Annotated in this window: 18 protein-coding genes; 3 read left to right on the forward strand and 15 right to left on the reverse strand. The window is 68.1% G+C overall.

Annotated elements, in window-relative coordinates; translation table 11 throughout:
- Window positions 1-344: 344 nt before the first annotated feature.
- From ACFCZF_RS34690 to ACFCZF_RS34725, 8 genes are all read right to left on the reverse strand, one after another.
- A complete protein-coding gene (locus ACFCZF_RS34690; RefSeq protein ID WP_376675017.1) occupies window positions 345-950 on the reverse strand; it encodes a DciA family protein in 606 nt (201 codons plus the stop codon).
- Window positions 947-1,534: a hypothetical protein gene (locus tag ACFCZF_RS34695; protein ID WP_376675018.1), complete on the reverse strand. Its 588-nt coding sequence runs from the start codon at window positions 1,532-1,534 to the stop codon at window positions 947-949. The genes ACFCZF_RS34690 and ACFCZF_RS34695 overlap by 4 nt, the downstream gene beginning before the upstream one ends.
- A gap of 68 nt (window positions 1,535-1,602) precedes the next feature.
- Window positions 1,603-1,926 (reverse strand): DUF6083 domain-containing protein, encoded by a 324-nt coding sequence (locus ACFCZF_RS34700; protein WP_376675019.1) that lies wholly within the window; start codon window positions 1,924-1,926, stop codon window positions 1,603-1,605.
- A 373-nt stretch (window positions 1,927-2,299) separates the two neighbouring features.
- Window positions 2,300-3,646, reverse strand: coding sequence for a hypothetical protein (locus tag ACFCZF_RS34705; protein ID WP_376675020.1), 1,347 nt, complete (start codon window positions 3,644-3,646; stop codon window positions 2,300-2,302).
- 213 nt (window positions 3,647-3,859) lie between these two features.
- Complete coding sequence (locus tag ACFCZF_RS34710; protein ID WP_376675021.1) at window positions 3,860-4,132, reverse strand: hypothetical protein; 273 nt, start codon at window positions 4,130-4,132, stop codon at window positions 3,860-3,862.
- Window positions 4,132-4,365 (reverse strand): hypothetical protein, encoded by a 234-nt coding sequence (locus tag ACFCZF_RS34715; RefSeq protein WP_376675022.1) that lies wholly within the window; start codon window positions 4,363-4,365, stop codon window positions 4,132-4,134. The genes ACFCZF_RS34710 and ACFCZF_RS34715 overlap by 1 nt, the downstream gene beginning before the upstream one ends.
- A gap of 1,878 nt (window positions 4,366-6,243) precedes the next feature.
- On the reverse strand, window positions 6,244-6,417 hold the full coding sequence (locus tag ACFCZF_RS34720; protein WP_376675023.1) for a hypothetical protein: 174 nt from the start codon (window positions 6,415-6,417) through the stop codon (window positions 6,244-6,246).
- Window positions 6,418-6,419: 2 nt separating this feature from the next.
- Window positions 6,420-9,698 (reverse strand): RHS repeat-associated core domain-containing protein, encoded by a 3,279-nt coding sequence (locus ACFCZF_RS34725; RefSeq protein ID WP_376675055.1) that lies wholly within the window; start codon window positions 9,696-9,698, stop codon window positions 6,420-6,422.
- 537 nt (window positions 9,699-10,235) lie between these two features.
- Here ACFCZF_RS34725 and ACFCZF_RS34730 point away from each other — a divergent pair.
- Window positions 10,236-10,550, forward strand: coding sequence for a hypothetical protein (locus ACFCZF_RS34730; protein WP_376675024.1), 315 nt, complete (start codon window positions 10,236-10,238; stop codon window positions 10,548-10,550).
- Between the two features lie 364 nt (window positions 10,551-10,914).
- Here ACFCZF_RS34730 and ACFCZF_RS34735 read toward each other — a convergent pair whose 3' ends face one another.
- From ACFCZF_RS34735 to ACFCZF_RS34765, 7 genes are all read right to left on the reverse strand, one after another.
- Window positions 10,915-11,082 (reverse strand): hypothetical protein, encoded by a 168-nt coding sequence (locus tag ACFCZF_RS34735; protein ID WP_376675025.1) that lies wholly within the window; start codon window positions 11,080-11,082, stop codon window positions 10,915-10,917.
- 16 nt (window positions 11,083-11,098) lie between these two features.
- On the reverse strand, window positions 11,099-11,371 hold the full coding sequence (locus tag ACFCZF_RS34740) for a hypothetical protein (protein WP_376675026.1): 273 nt from the start codon (window positions 11,369-11,371) through the stop codon (window positions 11,099-11,101).
- The gene (locus tag ACFCZF_RS34745; RefSeq protein WP_376675027.1) at window positions 11,368-11,886 is read right to left on the reverse strand and encodes a hypothetical protein; all 519 of its coding nucleotides are present in this window, start codon (window positions 11,884-11,886) and stop codon (window positions 11,368-11,370) included. Before ACFCZF_RS34745 ends, ACFCZF_RS34740 begins: the two co-directional genes overlap by 4 nt.
- A gap of 1,094 nt (window positions 11,887-12,980) precedes the next feature.
- On the reverse strand, window positions 12,981-13,667 hold the full coding sequence (locus ACFCZF_RS34750; protein ID WP_376675028.1) for a GAF and ANTAR domain-containing protein: 687 nt from the start codon (window positions 13,665-13,667) through the stop codon (window positions 12,981-12,983).
- Window positions 13,668-13,801: 134 nt separating this feature from the next.
- Window positions 13,802-14,098: a hypothetical protein gene (locus tag ACFCZF_RS34755; RefSeq protein ID WP_376675029.1), complete on the reverse strand. Its 297-nt coding sequence runs from the start codon at window positions 14,096-14,098 to the stop codon at window positions 13,802-13,804.
- Window positions 14,095-14,292 (reverse strand): toxin-antitoxin system HicB family antitoxin, encoded by a 198-nt coding sequence (locus ACFCZF_RS34760; RefSeq protein WP_376675030.1) that lies wholly within the window; start codon window positions 14,290-14,292, stop codon window positions 14,095-14,097. Before ACFCZF_RS34760 ends, ACFCZF_RS34755 begins: the two co-directional genes overlap by 4 nt.
- Window positions 14,293-14,406: 114 nt before the next feature.
- Window positions 14,407-14,580 carry a hypothetical protein gene (locus ACFCZF_RS34765; RefSeq protein ID WP_376675031.1) on the reverse strand — a complete coding sequence of 58 codons (174 nt, stop codon included), beginning with the start codon at window positions 14,578-14,580 and terminating at the stop codon, window positions 14,407-14,409.
- Window positions 14,581-14,876: 296 nt separating this feature from the next.
- Here ACFCZF_RS34765 and ACFCZF_RS34770 point away from each other — a divergent pair, with 296 nt between their 5' ends.
- On the forward strand, window positions 14,877-15,329 hold the full coding sequence (locus ACFCZF_RS34770) for an SRPBCC family protein (RefSeq protein WP_376675032.1): 453 nt from the start codon (window positions 14,877-14,879) through the stop codon (window positions 15,327-15,329).
- Window positions 15,330-15,440: 111 nt separating this feature from the next.
- Window positions 15,441-16,013 (forward strand): RNA polymerase sigma factor, encoded by a 573-nt coding sequence (locus tag ACFCZF_RS34775; RefSeq protein ID WP_376675033.1) that lies wholly within the window; start codon window positions 15,441-15,443, stop codon window positions 16,011-16,013.
- The last annotated feature ends 181 nt before the right edge of the window (window positions 16,014-16,194 follow it).

The following is a 16,194-nucleotide window of genomic DNA, read 5'->3' on the forward strand; positions in this document are numbered from 1 at the left end:
AACTCCGGCGGATAGTTCTTCATGACCACGAGATGTCCGTCCTCAGATCCTCAGGATCCAGTGTCTCGTGTGTCCAACATCAGGGGTCAAGGCCCCTCGGCGATTGCGTCCTTTGAGCGCAGCATCGCCTTCAGGACGGCCTTCTCCGCCGGCAGGTCGTGCGGATGGTGCAGGGCCGTGTCGGCGTCATCAGCCATGGGTTCCCCTCCCCGTGTCCCGCGCTCGTCTGCGGGGCATCGCAGCAGGATATCCAGCTCCGCTGGACGATTGGCCTTCGCGGCCACGGAGGTACGAGGCCCCGGCGGAGTGAGTCGCTGCTGTATCGGCCGGCCTACCCCCGGGGTCTACGGTCTACGCGGTTCGAGCGGTTCGGGGTGGGGAGGTTCGCGGGGAAGCCGCTGCCCCTGCAGCTTCCAGGCCGCTTCGACCATGGGGTCACTCGGTGGGGGCGCAAACGCCAGGGGACGGCACGGCTCGGGTTTGGCCCCGGGTGGTGGGATGCGGGGCGCAGAGGGGGTGGACTTCACGAACCGCAGACGGTGTACGCGGAAGTCCAGGTCTTCGAGTTCCTCGTTGAGACGCTTCAGGAGGGGCTCCTCGATGAGCCTGCACTGAGTGAGCCATGCTTTCGAATCGCAGTGCAGGGTCAGAGTCAGGGACGAGGCGTCGAAACTGGCCGGGGAGACGTGCTGGGCAATCACGTCCGCCACGGTGGACCAGCGCATGAGGAGGGTCGCCCACTTCAGGCTGGACAGCCCGGCCTGGGAGAACAGTCCGAGCACGACGTCGCCGACAGGAACCGCAGGCCCCCGACCGGGACGGCTGTACGCGGTCCTGGTCCTGGCCGCAGTGCTGGCCCCGGGGCGGCGGCGTGCGTCTTCGCGGGCGTGGGCCAGGGCGATCCGGGCCAAGGCGTCGTCGGGCGCCTGGCGGGGATCGGTGGAGGTCACAGGGCGGCCGACGGAGGCGGGGAGGCGAGCGGCCGCCCCCAGACGCGGAGCACCTGGTGGTCGGTGTAGGCGTACACCAGGCGGTAGGCGGAGGCCGCGTCCGGGCTGTGCAGTAGCCCTTCGAGGTAGTGCTGGGCTTCCTGCTCGCTCTGGCGGGGTGTCCCGCACATCTGCCAGGCCTGCCCGTTCCACATCTCCGGGATCCAACGTTTCCTCGGCTCGGGCTGATCGGAGCGGATACCGTACTGGCTCTGCACCCTCAAGGGCGCCTCCTCACCCCCGGACGCTGATGTGGGGGCGTCTCCTGAGCGTGGCCTGGGAGTACGCAGGCCGGCCCGCCGGCGGGTCTCACACAGCAGGCACCCGTCGAAGGCGTCCGGATCGACAGGGCCCGCGGGGTGCTCAGGGCAGCGCGTGGTCGGCTTGGGCGTGCTGATCGCATCGTTCATCAGGGCCAGCGACCGCTCGAGGTCCTGCCGGATCTCTTCCACGTTGAAGACGGTGTCGGCGTCATCGAGATGCTGTCCGTGTTCCCCCGCGACGCGCAGAGACCGGCCCAGGGCCACGAGCTGGGCGTGATTCACGGGTGCCTCCTCCGGGAGGGGCCGGGCCAGCGCACCGGCCTGGTCTCTCCATGCATGCTTCGGGCTCTTCAGACGCTGCGGGCCAGACGCAGCCGCATCGCCCGCCACAGTTCGCCAGCACCGCGGCTGGTGTCGGGCCGGCTGCGGTGCAGTCCGGGACAGCAGGCGTCGTGCGCGACCTTGGCACTGCCGTAGTCACGGTGATGCGGACCGGGCCACGCGATCCCACCGACGAGATGGTAGACCTCGGTGTCAGCGAAAAGCCTGGCCGGGTAGTCACCGGGCACCAGAGCGATCCACGCCTGCTCCACCTCGGGCTCCCCACTCTCGAGGACGCGGGCCGGGTCAGGACCGGCCTGGGGCCGGTAGACGTTCACACCGTCGAAGTCCATGCTGCGGTGACGGTGCGTCGCCACGGTGCAGTGCGAGCACGGCACCGTCAGCTTTCGCCCCCACGCCGGAATCGACTGCTCACCCGGTTCCTGCCGGAAAGGTACCCCCACGTCCGCTCAGCCTCCCAGGTGTGAAGACCCGCACTCCGCCACGGCCTGAACAGGCACCTATGACGAAACAACTCACAGAATAGAGGCACTTGCTGACGGGACAGCAGCTAACTACTCACACGGTCCACCGGTACGGGCTACGGGTGTGGGCGGCCAGGTTGCTTACCCTTGCAGCTTCGTCAGCCGTTCGAGGCCCCACCAGCCGCAGGAGCCAACGGTAGTCGGCCATGCAGACGACACTGCATGCGAGCAGAGGGCGGCTCTACTGCATGGGGTTCCGTACAAGCTGGCGCAGGCGCGCTTCGACCTCGTACCGGTTGAGACGCTTGGTGCGGGCGTACTGCGTCACCGCGGCCTGCGCGGCTTCCGCGGCCTCGCGCCACACCTGGCGCTGAAGGTCCCGCTCGTGGGAGTCGTCGAGCTGCTGGAGCTTCCGGTGGGCGGCGTCGGCGGCCTGTTGCAGCGTGACCAGTTCGGTGGGCAGTCCCGTCGTGCTGTCGGCCACCTGCGGGATGTGGTCTTCGCACTGTCCGGGGGCTGAGGGCGCGGTCTCGGTCGGCGGTGCGGCAGCCTGCAACGGCAGTGCGGCCAAGAGGGGACGGGCCAGCGGAAGGCCGGCCAGAGCGGGCGGGTCCTGCGCGGTGGGCGGTGCGGCGGCCGGCTGGCAGGTGGGTCGGTTACGGCTGGCACCGCTCGCGGGAGTTGCCTCGCGCTCAAGCGGCAGGCGGGTGTCGTCGCTGTTGAGGTCGTCCAGGCGGTCGCGGTCGGCGCTGGTCACCCAGTAGCGGTGCACCGTCTTCCCGGCGCGGAAGTGGATCGGCACGATGGTGCCGGCGGCGGTCTGGCGGACCATGTCGTCGAAGAAGACGTCGCGGGGCTTGGGCGTGGCGTGGGCCTTGCCGCAGCGCCGGATGCCGTGGGGGCAGGGGTAGAGGGCGCTGGTGTCGCAGTGCCAGAAGTCGAGGGCGCGGAAGCCGGAGACGATGCGCAGGTCGCCGTTGCGGGCGATGACGTGGGCGGGGAGGCGGTCGCTGCGGGTCCAGTGGGTGTCGTTGCGCTGGGCGTAGGCGGCGCGGTCGGTGTGCCAGGCCGGGGTGATGCCGTTCTTGGCGGCCTTGCCGGCGCGGGCGCGGACGCCGCGCAGGCCGCGCTCGTCGATGGTGGAGAGCTGGACTTCCCAACCGATGCGGCGGCCGTCGGCTCCTTCGACGAGGGTGTCGGTCTGGATCCAGGTACGGCCCACGCGGGTGCGGACCTCACTGTCGCCGCCGAAGCCGCCTTCGTGCGCGGCGCGCAGGATGCGTTCCTGGTAGGCCTTGTGCTCGTCGCTCATCGGGACGCTGTGGCGCTCTTCGTCCTCGCGGCGTTCGTGGACGGCCTCGCGTCGGCCGCCGCGCATCCGCAGATGCATGGGCGCCTCGACTCCCAGGTCGCGGCACACTCCCCCGCACTGCAGGTCCCGCTGGCTGACCGGCACGCCCCGGCGCCCGTAGAAGCGGTCCGCCGTGTAGATCAAGTCCCACAGCCCGGGGAACTCCGGATGGTCCAAGTCGTCCCGGGTCAGGTCGAGGAGAATCCGGAAGTTCTTGTGCCAGACGACATTTGCCAACACACACCGCCTTCACCGTCGCAGGTCGTTGCATCGACGGTACGACCAGGCACTGACAATGCGGCAGGAGCCGGATCAGCCATAACAAAACCCGACAAGCAGATGCGTGCGTCAGGCGCTGCGCCGTCCGCGCGGACCGGCGTCTGGCCAGCGGTGCCGGGGGATGGCTGCAGCCGCCGGGGCCCGGACTGCTCCCCAAGATGTGGCGGCGCGTCAGACCTCGACGTACGCGACGACGACCACGGTGCGCAGGGCCGTGAACCAGTACAGGACGCGTACGCGTTCTACCTCGTCGGTGTACTGGCGCAGGTGGGGGCTGGAGGAGTCGCCGGGCAGTGTCTCGCCGATGTCGGGGTCGACGGAGACGACGACCAGGGCGCGGTCCAGGGCGTGGAGTTCCGCCTCGCTGGTGATGGTCTCCAGTTGCTTGGCGGCGGCGTCGGAGAAGGCGATCCGGGCGCGGCGTGGGCCGTGCTGTCGGGTCATCAGGCGACGGCCGGGCGCTGGCGGGTGAGCCGGGCGAGGTGGGTCTCGCGGAGTTCCTCCCACGGCGTGCAGTTGTCCACCGGGGGCAGGCCGTTGGTGGCGATGTCTTCGAGGACGACGGCGAGCTGGTCGGCGTTCTCGCGGGTCTTGGCCGCGTAGGCGCGGACTGCGTCGGCGGCCGCGGGTTCCAGCTGCTGTCGGGCCGTGTCGGCGGGGGCCGGCTGTTCGCTCATCGAGGGCTCCAGGGCGCGTGACTGGCGTGTCTCACCACGGTATAGCCGGGCGCAAGAGTAGGGGGCCGCTCCGTCGAAGCCGACGTTGGCCGTCGGCAACTGCGCGGATGGCGCGGCCTGGTGGGGGGTGGCACGGGGTTCAGGGGCACGGCGGGGTGCAGGGGGCGCACGCTCACCCTTGCAGTGTGCTTCGCATGTGAGCTTCCGCACGCTGGGTGGGGGAACTGGCACGGCGTACCCGTCGGGCTGTCAGAAGGTTCTGCTGTTCCGGGACTTGAGCACCGTTTGAGGTTTGGGAAGTTCGCCTATGCGACTGCTCGGTATGGCACGGAGTGTCAATCGACGTTTGGTAGTGCCGCGTTTGACGGGAAACGGGATCCGTAGCGCTCAGGTAAAGTGCCAGCACCTCGTAACCCCAGGGCTCATGCGTACGCGTGGACCACCCCGCGCGGGGTCCACGAAAGATGTGGCCTCCGCGGAGCTGCGAAATCCGCAGTCTCCAGAGGAATGGGGTGATGGGTCCCGATGACTGAGCACGACGAGTCGGAGGGGCACTGCCGTTGTTGCAGCAGGCGGGAGCCGCCCAAGCGGGCCTCCCGATGGCTGGGGCTTCTGATCCACGTGGCTTACGAGGTCGCGCGGAACTGGCCCTGGTAACGCGGAAAGCCCCGGTCTGAGGACCGGGGCTCTGACCGACCTATAGGTCGGCCGCACTGCACACGGGCGTGCTGGGAAGGCCTCACCGGGATGCTTGGCCGGCGTCGGGTGGGGCTTTCCTTATGTCCGAATGCGGTTATCGCCGCGTACGCAAGTGAAACTCAGCTTTTATGATGCCTGTCACACTCGGGGGTGGCGATGTCCCCACTATGCCTTGCCTTGCCGCCCTGATGCGACAGGTAGTCACATGTTGATCAGCGCGCATTCGGGGGCCTGGGACGGAAACAGCGCTGGTAGTTCCCACTTTTTCCTGATGTGGGCGTGACGCAAGTCACACCCACGTATGGGTGACGCTCCGCACTGACGACCGTGTTTTATGAGCCGATTTGTCGGGGATTCACACGTGCATTAATCCAACCCGGCACGGCCTCCGCCGTGCGTCGCCGGACTTTACACGCCCCCTCTGACAACCACATCCCCGAAGGGCACGTTTCTTCAGACGCCCCCGCCGCCACGTTCGTGCGGCAGGCCGAGACGAGCCGTGCCGCCCCTGGCCAACTGCATCCCTGAGAGCAGGGCTCCTCGCCACCGGCGCCGGCGCGTTCCCCGGGAGGACACCGCTGTCCCACCACAGCGACACGTGCATCTCGTCTACGAGGACTCGATCGCACGAGCGTCAACGTCTCCGCGATCGCAACCACCCGCACCCTGTGCTCCTGGCTGAGCGCCCAAGCCCGTGGTCCGCAGGCTCCACAACAACGCCACCGGGCGGATCCTTCTGCAGATCCCCCTTTCCGGCGCACCTGCGGCGTTCTGGTGAGCCCGACACACGGTGGAGTCGACGCTTACGACCCAAGTGATCAAGCCCTTCGCGTCAGCCTCCGCCTGCAACTGGGTGACGATCATTGTCCACGTGGCGTCGCGTTGCCAGCGTCGGAGCAGGTCGTAGGCCCGATCCCACGGCCCGTACCGCTAGCAGCAACGGCCCCGGCCTCCCCTCTGCGGGGTGGCCGGGGCCGTGGTCAAGATCCCGAGTCGGTGGCGCCGGTTCCGGTGCAGAAGACCTCCTCTGCGAGGGCGCTCCGTCCTGGCTGGTAGGGAGCTCCGAGAACCGGGCGTGCCACTGGTCTCGGGCCTCGCGCGGGATGATCAGGCGGTGCCACAGGCGGCGTTGGAGCGTGCCTGTGGCCAGGTGATCGGCGAGGTCCAGAGGATTCGCAGTTACACCAGCAGGCTGAAGGTCAGACTGCCCATCATCAGCACGATGGCGGTGACGGTAGCTGCTCGGTACTTCTTCCACTCGTCGCTTCCGCGGGTGCTGCGAATCGCAAGGAGCAAGAAGAGGACCATCGCGGCGGACGAGCCGACCAGTAGCGCGTAGGCCAGGATTTGCATGATCAGCAGTTCTCCGAGAACAGGCAGGCGGCACCCTCAACGACCAGCGCGATCCCTATGGCCGCTCCGACACCGGCAGCCGCGCCTACGACTACTGGTGAAGTAGCTACCAGGCCGACGATGCCAGCGGCTGCGCCGACCGCGCCGAGAGCGAAGTTCACGTACTCGAGCGGGCTGTTGTCCAGGCCGGTGGGGTCGGTGTTGTTGATGGGGTCGCCGGCGGCGTAGAGGTAGGGGTTGGTTTCCTGGCCGCTGGGGTCGGGCTGGGTGAAGCGGCCGAGGGTGGGGTCGTAGTAGCGGTGCCCCATCTTGTACAGGCCGGTCGTGTCGGCGTACGCGCCCGCGTAGCGGTACGGCTGGGGGACGGCCTCCGTCGGTGTCGTACGCGGCAGGCCGGTGGGGCCGTACGCGTACGTATGCGTGCGCTTGCCCGCGTCGTCGACGAGGCCGAGGACGTTGCCGGTGGCGTCGGTGAGGTAGTAGTAGGACTTCCCCCCAGTCGTCATGGAGTTCAGCGTGCCCGAAGGCTCGCGGATGAATCCCGTGTCGACGCCGTTCGTGGTCGTGGACGCCAGGCCGAGCGCGGTGTGGTGGAACCACGTGGAGCCGAGCTTGGTGCGCTCATTGTTGCTGGTGCCGGCGTGGACCAGGTCGTAGCTCTTGCCGCTGGCCGTGATGCCGGACAGCTGGCTGTAGTCGGTCCAGGTCTCACCGGTGCGCGGGGTGTTGCCTGCGGCGGCGGTCTCGTTGCCGAGCTTGTCGTAGGACCAGCCCGCGGTGGAGCCGTTCTTCCCGGTCAGCTCGCTCGCGTCGTTGTAGGTGTACGTGGTGCCGCCGGGGCAGGTGTTCTTGCTGCCGTCCCGGGAGGTGAGGTTGCCGGCTTTGTCCCAGCAGTACAGCCACGACGCCTTTCGCGCCCCCGCGGAGTCGGCCTCCAGGGCATAGCGGAGGCGGTCCTGGGAGTCGTAGGTGTAGGTGGTGGTGTAGTTGGTGAGGTTGTCGGTGCGGGTGCGGATCTTGGTGGTGTCCTTGCCCGCGGTGTTCTTGTAGCTGTAGGTCAGATCGATGAAGGCCTGGGTGCCGGAGGTGGTCTTGATCTTCTCCGGGCGGCCGTTGTCGTCGATGGTGACGGCCTGAGTGGTGCCGCCGGGATAGACGGTCTTGGTGCGCTTGCCGTTGATGTTGTAGTCGAAGTCGGTCTTCTTGCCGTCCGGCGCCGTCAGGTAGTCGAGGCGGCCGGCCTTGTCCCAGGTGTAGTCCGTCTTTCCGGTCGGGTCGGTGTAGAAGTCGACGTCCCCGCCCGGGGTGTAGGCGAGCGCCGTCTGGGCGCCGTTCTGCAGGGTGCGCACGCTCTCGCGGTTGAGCTCGTCGTAGTCCCACTTGGTGGTGCCCGACGCGTCGGTGCGGGACTTCACGTTGCCGTCACCGTCGTAGGCGTAGGTGACCGTGGAGTTCGTGGAGGAGACCTCACGGACACGGTCACGGGAGTCGTAGCCGTAGACGGTGGTGATGCCGCGGCCGTCCTTGACCGTCTCCACCCGGCCCAGCGCGTCGTAGGTGTAGGTCGTCTCGCCCAGGGGCGCCGGCGGTTTCACCTTGGTCAGGTTGCCGTGGTCGTCGTAGGTGAAGGAGGTGACCTTGCCGTTGCCGTCCTCGGCGGTGCAACGCTGGCCCTCGAAACCGCCGCAGGTCGGAGTGTCCTTGTTGTAGGTGTACTCACGCGTGGCGCCGGCGGTGCCCGAGGTGGTCACCGACATGGTGTTGCCGTTGGCGTCGTACTTGAAGGAGTCCTTGCGGCCGTTGGCGCCGGTCAGGTCGCTGGGCAGGTCGGTGCCCGCGATGGTCTGGTACTGCGAGACCTGGGCGGTGGCGCCCATCGGCAGCTTCTGGGAGACGGCGTTGTTGCGGTCGTCCCAGCCGTAGGTGGTGGTGTTGCCGCCGGTGCCGTCCGTACCGGTACCCATCGCGTCGACGGCGGTCTGGGTCAGGTGGTTCTTGTAGGTGGCGTGGCGGGAGTGGCCGAGCGGGTCGGTGACCTTGGTGACCTCACCGTCGGCGTTGTGGACGTACTTGGTGGCGTCGCCGTCGGGGTCGGTGACCGTTGTCGTGCCCGCGTCCGCCGGGGTGGCCGCGCTGTAGTCGTAGCGCCAGGTCGGGCCCGTGTGACCGCTCGACGAGGACTCGGTGGCGCGTTGCATGGAGGTGACGCGGTTGTGGCTGTCGTAGGTGAACAGGGTGATGGTGCCCTCGGGGGTGGTCACCTTCGTCACCCGGCGGGAGGAGTCGTACTCGTAGGCGGTGGCCTTGCCTGCGGTGTCGGTGACCTTCGCGAGGTTGCCCGCCGCGTCGAGGTCGAGGACGGCGGTGCGGCCGGTGTGGTCCTTGGCCTGCCACTGGCTCGCGTCCGTCTTGACCAGGTCGACCCATCGGCCGGAGCGGGTCTCGGTGAGCTTGAAGCCCTTGTGCTCGCTGCCTTCGTCGTGCTGGTCGACGGTGATCGTGCCGTCGTTCTTGTCCGTCACCTTGGTGAGGGTGCCGTGCTCGTTGTAGGTGTCCTTGGTGCCGGACTTGCGGTCGGTGAGGGTGTAGGTGCCGTCCGCGTTCTTCTTCAGGTCCTTCGAGTAGCCGACCGGGGTGGTGTACGTACCGTCGGCTTTGGCGGTGAAGCGCAGCAGGTTGCCGGTGGCGTCGAAGACGTCCACCTCGCCGTCGCCCACCTGCAGGTAGCGCTCGTATCCCTGCCACCAGCGCTGCGACACCTTCCCCCACGGAGCCTCGAGGGAATTGTAGGTACGGGTGAGCTGGAGCTTCTGCCCGACACCCGCGATGTCGAAGTCCGTGGCCGCGAGCATCAGGTTGCCGTTGGAGACGTTCACCCGCGCGACCAGGGCGTCGTTTAGGCGGGTGTCGAGGATCTGGTGCCAGGGCACCTCGCCCTGCCCCTCGGGCAGGTAGTCGGCCGCCGCGGCGTCCGCAGCAGCCGCCGAGCGGGATGTGGAACTCTTGGCAGGCTCCTCGCCCGTGGCGCGGGCCTTCTGCGCCGCCCGCCAGGCCGCGACCTCGGCCGGCGGTCTGGCCTCCGCCTCCGACTCCGGTGCCTTGATCGAGCCGGCCGGCGTCGCGGGAGCCTCGACCTTCGTCGGTTTCGTCCAGGGGCTCTCCGGCTCCGGGAGCGCCGGCTTCGGGCCGGCCGCCAGGCCAGGGGCGGCAGCGATCACCACGGCGGCCGTGGTGATCGCCGAGACGAGAGCGGTTCTGTGTGTTCTCCGTGCACGCCACATGGGCGTGCGCGCAGCACGCGAGTGCATCAGCTTCCCCCCACAGGAAGTCAGACCCAGCAACCCCAGCGGTCACCAGCGGCACACAACCTGTCACAAGAAGCACACAAACCGGCGAGGCGTCCCCTCGAACGTCATATCCATGCGAGCCGGAATCAGCCCCACCGGTTCACCGGCTCAAATAGGAGCCTTTCAGCACAATAGCTGCGTTGAGCGAGCGTAGTTGGTGATGCAGTCACCGATTTCGGCAGACATCTTGACTGAGATCATTCGAATGAGGTGTTGGTCTCAGCGCATGAGGCGAGCGACCGCACCCTTTCGGCCAGGTTCAGACCTTCCGGCCTGCCATGAAGCGAGAGATACCGAATCGTTCTGGCTGGTCACGGCCAGAGCGTGCTGGACGGAAAAGTTGTCTCAGAGGGGGTGGCGAACGCGAGTGGTGCCTGGGTGAAGGCCTTCACGAAATGCACACTTGCCCCGTCCCGCATGCGTGGTCCCCCAACCCGCGGCAACCACCCCTGCTGTGAAGGACGCTCCCCGATGAACGCACTGGGCAGACGCATGCCCTGCTCCAGCTCCACCCGCCGCCACTCCCCCGCCGCGCACCGGCTCACCCGCGCCGTCCAGTGGGCCGGGCGCCTGCTGTGCTGGAGCCTCGCCGTCGGCATGACCACCACCGCCACCGAACTCCTCCTCGCGCCCCAAGCAGCGTGGTGGCCTGCCGTCTGGCCACTGCCCTGGTACCTCACCTGCCTGTCCACCCTGGCCTGGACCGTCCTGCGCGCCTGCGAGAAGGCCTCGCAGCGCCCGCCCGACGAGGACACTCTCCCGGATCACTGGGACCAGGCAGCGTAAGGGCTGTCGGCCGTACACACGAGGCCAAGAAGTACCGCCGCCTGAGCGGCCAGGGCCGACTGCCGGACTCTGGCGCCGACGGCGCCGCGCCACTCTTTCCGCCGCCCGGGTCAGCGGTGACTGGTCTTGGGGCATGCGCTGACACCACACCGGACTGACCCCGCGTCGCACGACCTGGCAAGTTCCTCACTGGGCCGAAGGGGACGACAGAGTCCATGGGACCCCGCGTGGTCGCCGGGGCCCCATGGACACAGGTCACCAGGTGATGTTGTTCACCATGCCGTTCACGATGAGAACGATCAGCACGGCAAGAATGCCGATCGATACTTTCTGACGAGTTGGCGCACCAGACAGCCTCACCTTGCTACCTCCAGGCAGGAGCGGCCAGGGCCGCCCCGTCGATCTTCCGGTCACTGCCGCTCGATTCGCCCCCGCTGGCAGCGAAGAACGCGAATCCGGCAATCGCCAGGGCCAGGAGAGCAGCGAGAACGACGGTCAGAGTGATGACCATCGTCCTACCGTTCCAGGTCATGTGATCCCCTTACAGGTCAAATGTTCTTCAGGTACCCACCGCGGTAACCGTATTCGTTGGCCCACACCTTCTCGCGCTTGTCGATGCTGACACCGAAGCCCTTGAAGACGATGTTGCCCTCCCACACGACGGATCCGTTGGCGTAGGAGCCGTCCTTCCAGTGCTTCGGTACGCCCTTGGAGATGGTTACGGCGCCGTTGTAGTTCCGCTTGCCGCCGTCAGCGAAGTTGACCTTGGTGATCTTGTTGCCGTTCGTGTAGTAGTTCACCCACACCGACAGCTTGGTCACCGTGACGCCGAAGATCTTCTGAGTGTGGCTGTACGTCGACTCCCAGGTCCCCCTGACAGCTTGCGCTTGGCAGCCTGAGCGCCGGCGGCAGTCCCGGGCTTGGTGTCAGGCGTGAACGTCGACTCGTGCTCGGACTCGACGACCACGTCCCCGCCGAACAGGGAGGTGGTGGTGTCCTCGGCCACGGCGGACTGAACGCGTGCCGCCGTGTCCGGCGTCGGCTCGGGCGCGTCCTGCATGAGCGCCTTGAACACATCAGGGTTGTTGAGGTAGTCGAGGTATTTCTCCTGTTCGGCGGCGGACAGGCCCTTGAAGTCGCCCAGGGTCTGAGCCGCGCCCTCCTCCGAAGAGGATGCCAGGTAGCTGATGTACGCAGCCGGGGTGGCGGTCTGGCCGCTCCGGGTGGTGGCACGCTCGTCGGCAGTGGCGCTGGTGCCGCCCGTTCCCGCCACAATGGCGATGGCCCCCAGGACGGCTATGGCTCTTGCGACAGTGCGACGGTTGGTGTTCTGCACGGTTTCTCCGTTTCGGAACCTGCGTCCGGGCACGTTCGAGACACCCTCAACCCCCGTTTCGGCGGAAGGTGTTGTGTCCGGTTGGTCATTGCCCATGTGATCAAGAACGTGCGGCGACAGTCTGTGATGGAGGCCACAATTCCTGCTCAGATGTTGCTCAAGGAGTAAAGGTGGTCACGTTGAGTGAAAGTCTCCGAAGACGAGACCCGCACCGCCTGAGCCGAATCCGCGCTTGTTCTGGGCGTGCTCGTCGTCGCCCACGTGCTGGGCGTGAATCCGGCCGATGCTGTACGCAGCATGCTGGACAGGTGACTGCCGTCACGCCCGGAACCCGGCCGCCCGCGGTGCCGGGCACGACGGCAATACGCTACTCCGCTCTGGCTATCCGAGCGGCTCTCGGGATGCCAGGCCAAGAGCACCTCCACCTGGGGAGGCGCGCAGCCTTGGTAGTGGGAGGGCTTTTCCCAGAAGGGAGGTTCCTCGCTGTATCCACCTGGTTGGGCGGGGGAACTGGTAGCGCATGGGCCGTCGGCCGGGGCGCTGCAGAACCACCCCACCCGCCGGAAGCCTGCCGGTCCGGGGGCACCGGCGCCGGCGCGGCGGATGGAGCTCCCGGCAGGTCCAGTACCGGCCGGACGTGGTCGACGGCTGCATAGTCGGCACCGGCCTGACTCTCAGCGCTTTTGGCACCTCGGACTTCGAGAGCAGCTTCTGACGCCCCGGTCGAGCGCTCTCGGTAGCCCCTGGCCCACGAGGGTGAGGGTCAGGCGGTACCTGCCATGACACGGCGAGCACCGGAGGAGCAGCCCCAGCCCAACGCCGGGAGGGAACCGAGGGCCGCAGAGCAAGGGCACACGCCTGTCACCCGAGGAACGGCCACCACGCGGCATGGTCACGATGCCGTCAACCACCGACGTCAATGCGCGGGACCGCTTGGTGCCTGCTTGGAGATCGGAGCCGTCATGCGGACATTAGCGCAGCGCCGCGGGGGACTCTTGCCGTAGGTGGGGTCGGCAGCGTTTCCCCTGGGGGCCGTCCCCGCTCAGGCTCCCTCGTTCCAGACAACGGGCCGGGGGAGCCGCCCCCTGGCCTTTTCACACATGGCCCGTCTCGCACACCCGGCGGGCGACCTCGCGGAGTTTGATGTTGTGGTCCTGAGAGTAGCGGCGGAGCACGTCGAAGGCCTGATTCTCGGTGAGGCGGCGGCTGCTCATGAGGATGCCCATCGCCTCGCCGATGGTGTGGCGGGTGGCGATGGCCTGGTCCATCTGTGCGTGGGTGCGGGCGCCGGCCAGGGCGACGGCGGCATGCGAGGCCAGCATCCAGCCGGCCGTCTCGCTGTTCTCGGTGAAGGCGCCGGGCTTGCGGGAGTACAGGTCCAGGGCGCCGAGTTCCTCGTCTTCGGTGTAGAGCAGGAAACCCATCATGCTGCCCACGCCCAGCTCATGAGCCTGGGGGGCATAGGCAGGCCAGCGTGGCTGTGTCTGAGTGAAGTCCGCGATCCGATAGGTCCGCTCGCCGGTCGTGGTGCGGGCGGCATCGAAACACGGCCCCTCCCCCAGCCGCTCCTGCAGATGGTCGCTCTCGACGACCAGCTGCCCGGTCGGGGCGAGAGAGCGCACCGTGCCGCCGTTCAGGATGAGGATCCCGGACTCGTCACAGCCCTCCACCAGCTCGGTGGCCGCCGAGGTGATCCGTTCCAGCGTGGCATCCACGGATTCCTGCGCCAGCAGATCCCGCGCCAGCGACGCCATCCGCTGCGCGAACCCCCGCCAGTCCATGCCGTCCTCCTCCCCACGCCCCTCAAGAACCGAGGCCGCTTTGCCCAGCGTCGCACACGGTGATCCGCATGCGACCGCGCCCGGCGCAGGCTCGTCCCGAGCAGCGGACCATCGCGCCGTGGCTGCTGCGGTGGCTACAGGTCCTGGACGGCGCGCAGGGCCTGATCGACGCGGGCCATGGTGGCGGGGTCGACCAGGCCGAGGAGTGTGGCGCCGTCGAAGCGGCCGGCCCTGAACTGGACGATGTTGACGGCGACGGCGGTGCACGGGAGCGGGTCGCCGATCACCACGGACATGGCGGTGTCGGGGAACCTGCCGCTGTCGTGCAGCACGATCGCGAGGACGGCGCCGTAGGCCTCCTCCAGGCCGGTCAAGCTGATGACCAGGACATTGCGGCCGTCGGGGAGCGACCAGATCTCACCACGCTTCACAGGCTGTCGCCCTCGCCCGCCAGGTCGTCGCCGAGACCGAGCGCGGCGAGCCGCTGCGCGGCGTCGAGGGTGGCCGCGCGGCGGGCCGCGCGCACGACATAGGCGTTCACGCTCAGGCCGGCCTCGGACGCGGCGGCCCGGATAGCGGGGGCCAGATCGTCAGGAACGCGCAGAGTCATCGTGGTGACAGACATGGTTGCAGAATAGCCACCGCTTCATGGTGGCGTAAGACGGTGGCGTCCAAGACGGGAGGGGCCCGGCGGTGCGCCCTGTTTTCCAGCCGCTGCTGCCGCCGGGCCGCTTCCCTGCTACTGGCGGGCTTCGGTGTGCTCCCTGATCGCCGCGGCGACATCCAGCAGCGCGTACGCAACGGCTGCCAGGCCCTCCCCGATCGCGTCGGTCTGCTTGTCCTCACCTTCACGCTCGGACGCCCTGTCCGCCCTGCTCTCCGCGTAGTCGCCCCACACGCTCTTGTCCGGCATCCTCGTCCCTCCCCACGCCGCCAGTCCGTCCGGCGGCCGTCTGCACCCTCCCCGTCCGGGGCGGGGGTCAATCGTTTGCGCCGCGACACCTGTCGAGTCCCGCCTCGGTGACTGAGGGGCCGCCCGGGCCAGGCATCACTGCCTCTGGAACCCTGTGTGGTCTGTTCGAGCGGCTTCTGCATCGGGCGGCACCGGCACGCGGAGGCACAGGGCAGACAGCAATGCATGAACGGAGCGCTACCAGGCACTCCCGCAGTGCGTCCCTGCAGTCCCCCGTCAGGAAACGAGGCCCGCCCGTGTCGCATGTCGAAGAGTTCATCGAGGTCAACGTCGACATCCACACCGCCTACAACCAGTGGACCCAGTTCGAGGACTTCCCCCAGTTCATGGAGGGTGTCGAGCGCATCGAGCAGCGCACCGCCACCCTGACCCACTGGAAGACGAAGATCGCGGGGATCGAGCGGGAGTTCGACGCGGAGATCACCGAGCAGGTCCCCGACGAGCGTGTCGCCTGGACCACCGTGAAGGGCGACGCCAAGCAGGCCGGCGTCGTCACCTTCCACCGTCTCGACGACCACCGGACCACGGTCACGCTGCAGCTGGACTACGACCCGGAAGGCATCGCCGAGACCATCGGCGACAAGCTCGGCTTCATCAAGCGCCAGTCACTCGGCGACCTCACACGGTTCAAGCAGTTCATCGAAAACCGCGGTGGCCAGGAGACCGGCGCCTGGCGCGGCCAGGTCTGAACCCACAGCGAGCCGGGCAGGCGATCAACGCGTGAGCGGTGGCCGGCCACCGTCCCATCTCGCTCTGCTGACCACACTCTCTCACCCGTCGGCATCCCCGGAGGCCGTTCGATGCTCTCCACCCAGCCGTCCAACGCCTCTTGTGCCCAGTACGAAGACGAGGACTGGACGCGGCAGCTGCGGGCGGGAGACCCGCAGGCGCTGACCGACGCGTACCGCGCGTACGGGCCTGTAATCCACCGCTACGCTCTGCGGGCGCTGCGTGATCCGGAGGATGCCGCGGACGTCGTCCAGGCGACGTTCCTGTCCGCCTGGCGCGCCCGGGCCGCCTTCGACCCCGGGCAGGGCACGTTCGTCGCCTGGCTGCACGGTATTGCGCGCCACCGCGTCCACGACCTCTACACCCAGCACCAGCGGCGCCAGCGCAACATGAACACTGTGGCGCAGCAGCCCAGTGCGCCGCCGCCCCCGATGGCCGACAGCGCACTGGAAGCGATCTTGGTGCGCGATGCCCTGCGGCAACTTGCCCGATCGCAACAGCAGATGCTCACCCTCGCGTTCCTGCACGACCTCACGCATCAGCAGATCGCCGCCCGTACCGGCACACCGCTGGGGACGGTCAAGAGCCACATCCGGCGTGGCCTGACAGCCCTGCGCGACCGAGTCCCCACCGACAGCCTTTGACAAGCTGTGCAGGACCGTTCGAGGGGCTGCGGCCGGGCACGTTGCTGTCCACACGCGACGCGGGCGTCAGCGGTCGTCGGCCAAGGTGCCCTGGTGGAAGTAGCGGCGCCCAGCCGGCCGGCCCACGGCGCCACAACGAACTCCTCAGCGCCTGCCCCTCACTGCCACGCGACCGGTAGGT

This window comes from Streptomyces sp. NPDC056296, from assembly GCF_042268605.1.
GTDB lineage: Bacteria > Actinomycetota > Actinomycetes > Streptomycetales > Streptomycetaceae > Streptomyces.

Excerpts from the sequence above, each read along its gene's own strand:
- ACFCZF_RS34775 (WP_376675033.1), top strand. The coding sequence starts at position 15,441 with ATGCTCTCCACCCAGCCGTCCAACGCCTCTTGTGCCCAGTACGAAGAC.
- ACFCZF_RS34730 (WP_376675024.1), top strand. The coding sequence starts at position 10,236 with ATGAACGCACTGGGCAGACGCATGCCCTGCTCCAGCTCCACCCGCCGC.
- ACFCZF_RS34710 (WP_376675021.1), bottom strand. The coding sequence starts at position 4,132 with ATGACCCGACAGCACGGCCCACGCCGCGCCCGGATCGCCTTCTCCGAC.
- ACFCZF_RS34735 (WP_376675025.1), bottom strand. The coding sequence starts at position 11,082 with ATGACCTGGAACGGTAGGACGATGGTCATCACTCTGACCGTCGTTCTC.
- ACFCZF_RS34715 (WP_376675022.1), bottom strand. The coding sequence starts at position 4,365 with ATGAGCGAACAGCCGGCCCCCGCCGACACGGCCCGACAGCAGCTGGAA.
- ACFCZF_RS34700 (WP_376675019.1), bottom strand. The coding sequence starts at position 1,926 with ATGGACTTCGACGGTGTGAACGTCTACCGGCCCCAGGCCGGTCCTGAC.
- ACFCZF_RS34765 (WP_376675031.1), bottom strand. The coding sequence starts at position 14,580 with ATGCCGGACAAGAGCGTGTGGGGCGACTACGCGGAGAGCAGGGCGGAC.
- ACFCZF_RS34750 (WP_376675028.1), bottom strand. The coding sequence starts at position 13,667 with ATGGACTGGCGGGGGTTCGCGCAGCGGATGGCGTCGCTGGCGCGGGAT.
- ACFCZF_RS34725 (WP_376675055.1), bottom strand. The coding sequence starts at position 9,698 with ATGTGGCGTGCACGGAGAACACACAGAACCGCTCTCGTCTCGGCGATC.
- ACFCZF_RS34760 (WP_376675030.1), bottom strand. The coding sequence starts at position 14,292 with ATGTCTGTCACCACGATGACTCTGCGCGTTCCTGACGATCTGGCCCCC.
- ACFCZF_RS34720 (WP_376675023.1), bottom strand. The coding sequence starts at position 6,417 with ATGCAAATCCTGGCCTACGCGCTACTGGTCGGCTCGTCCGCCGCGATG.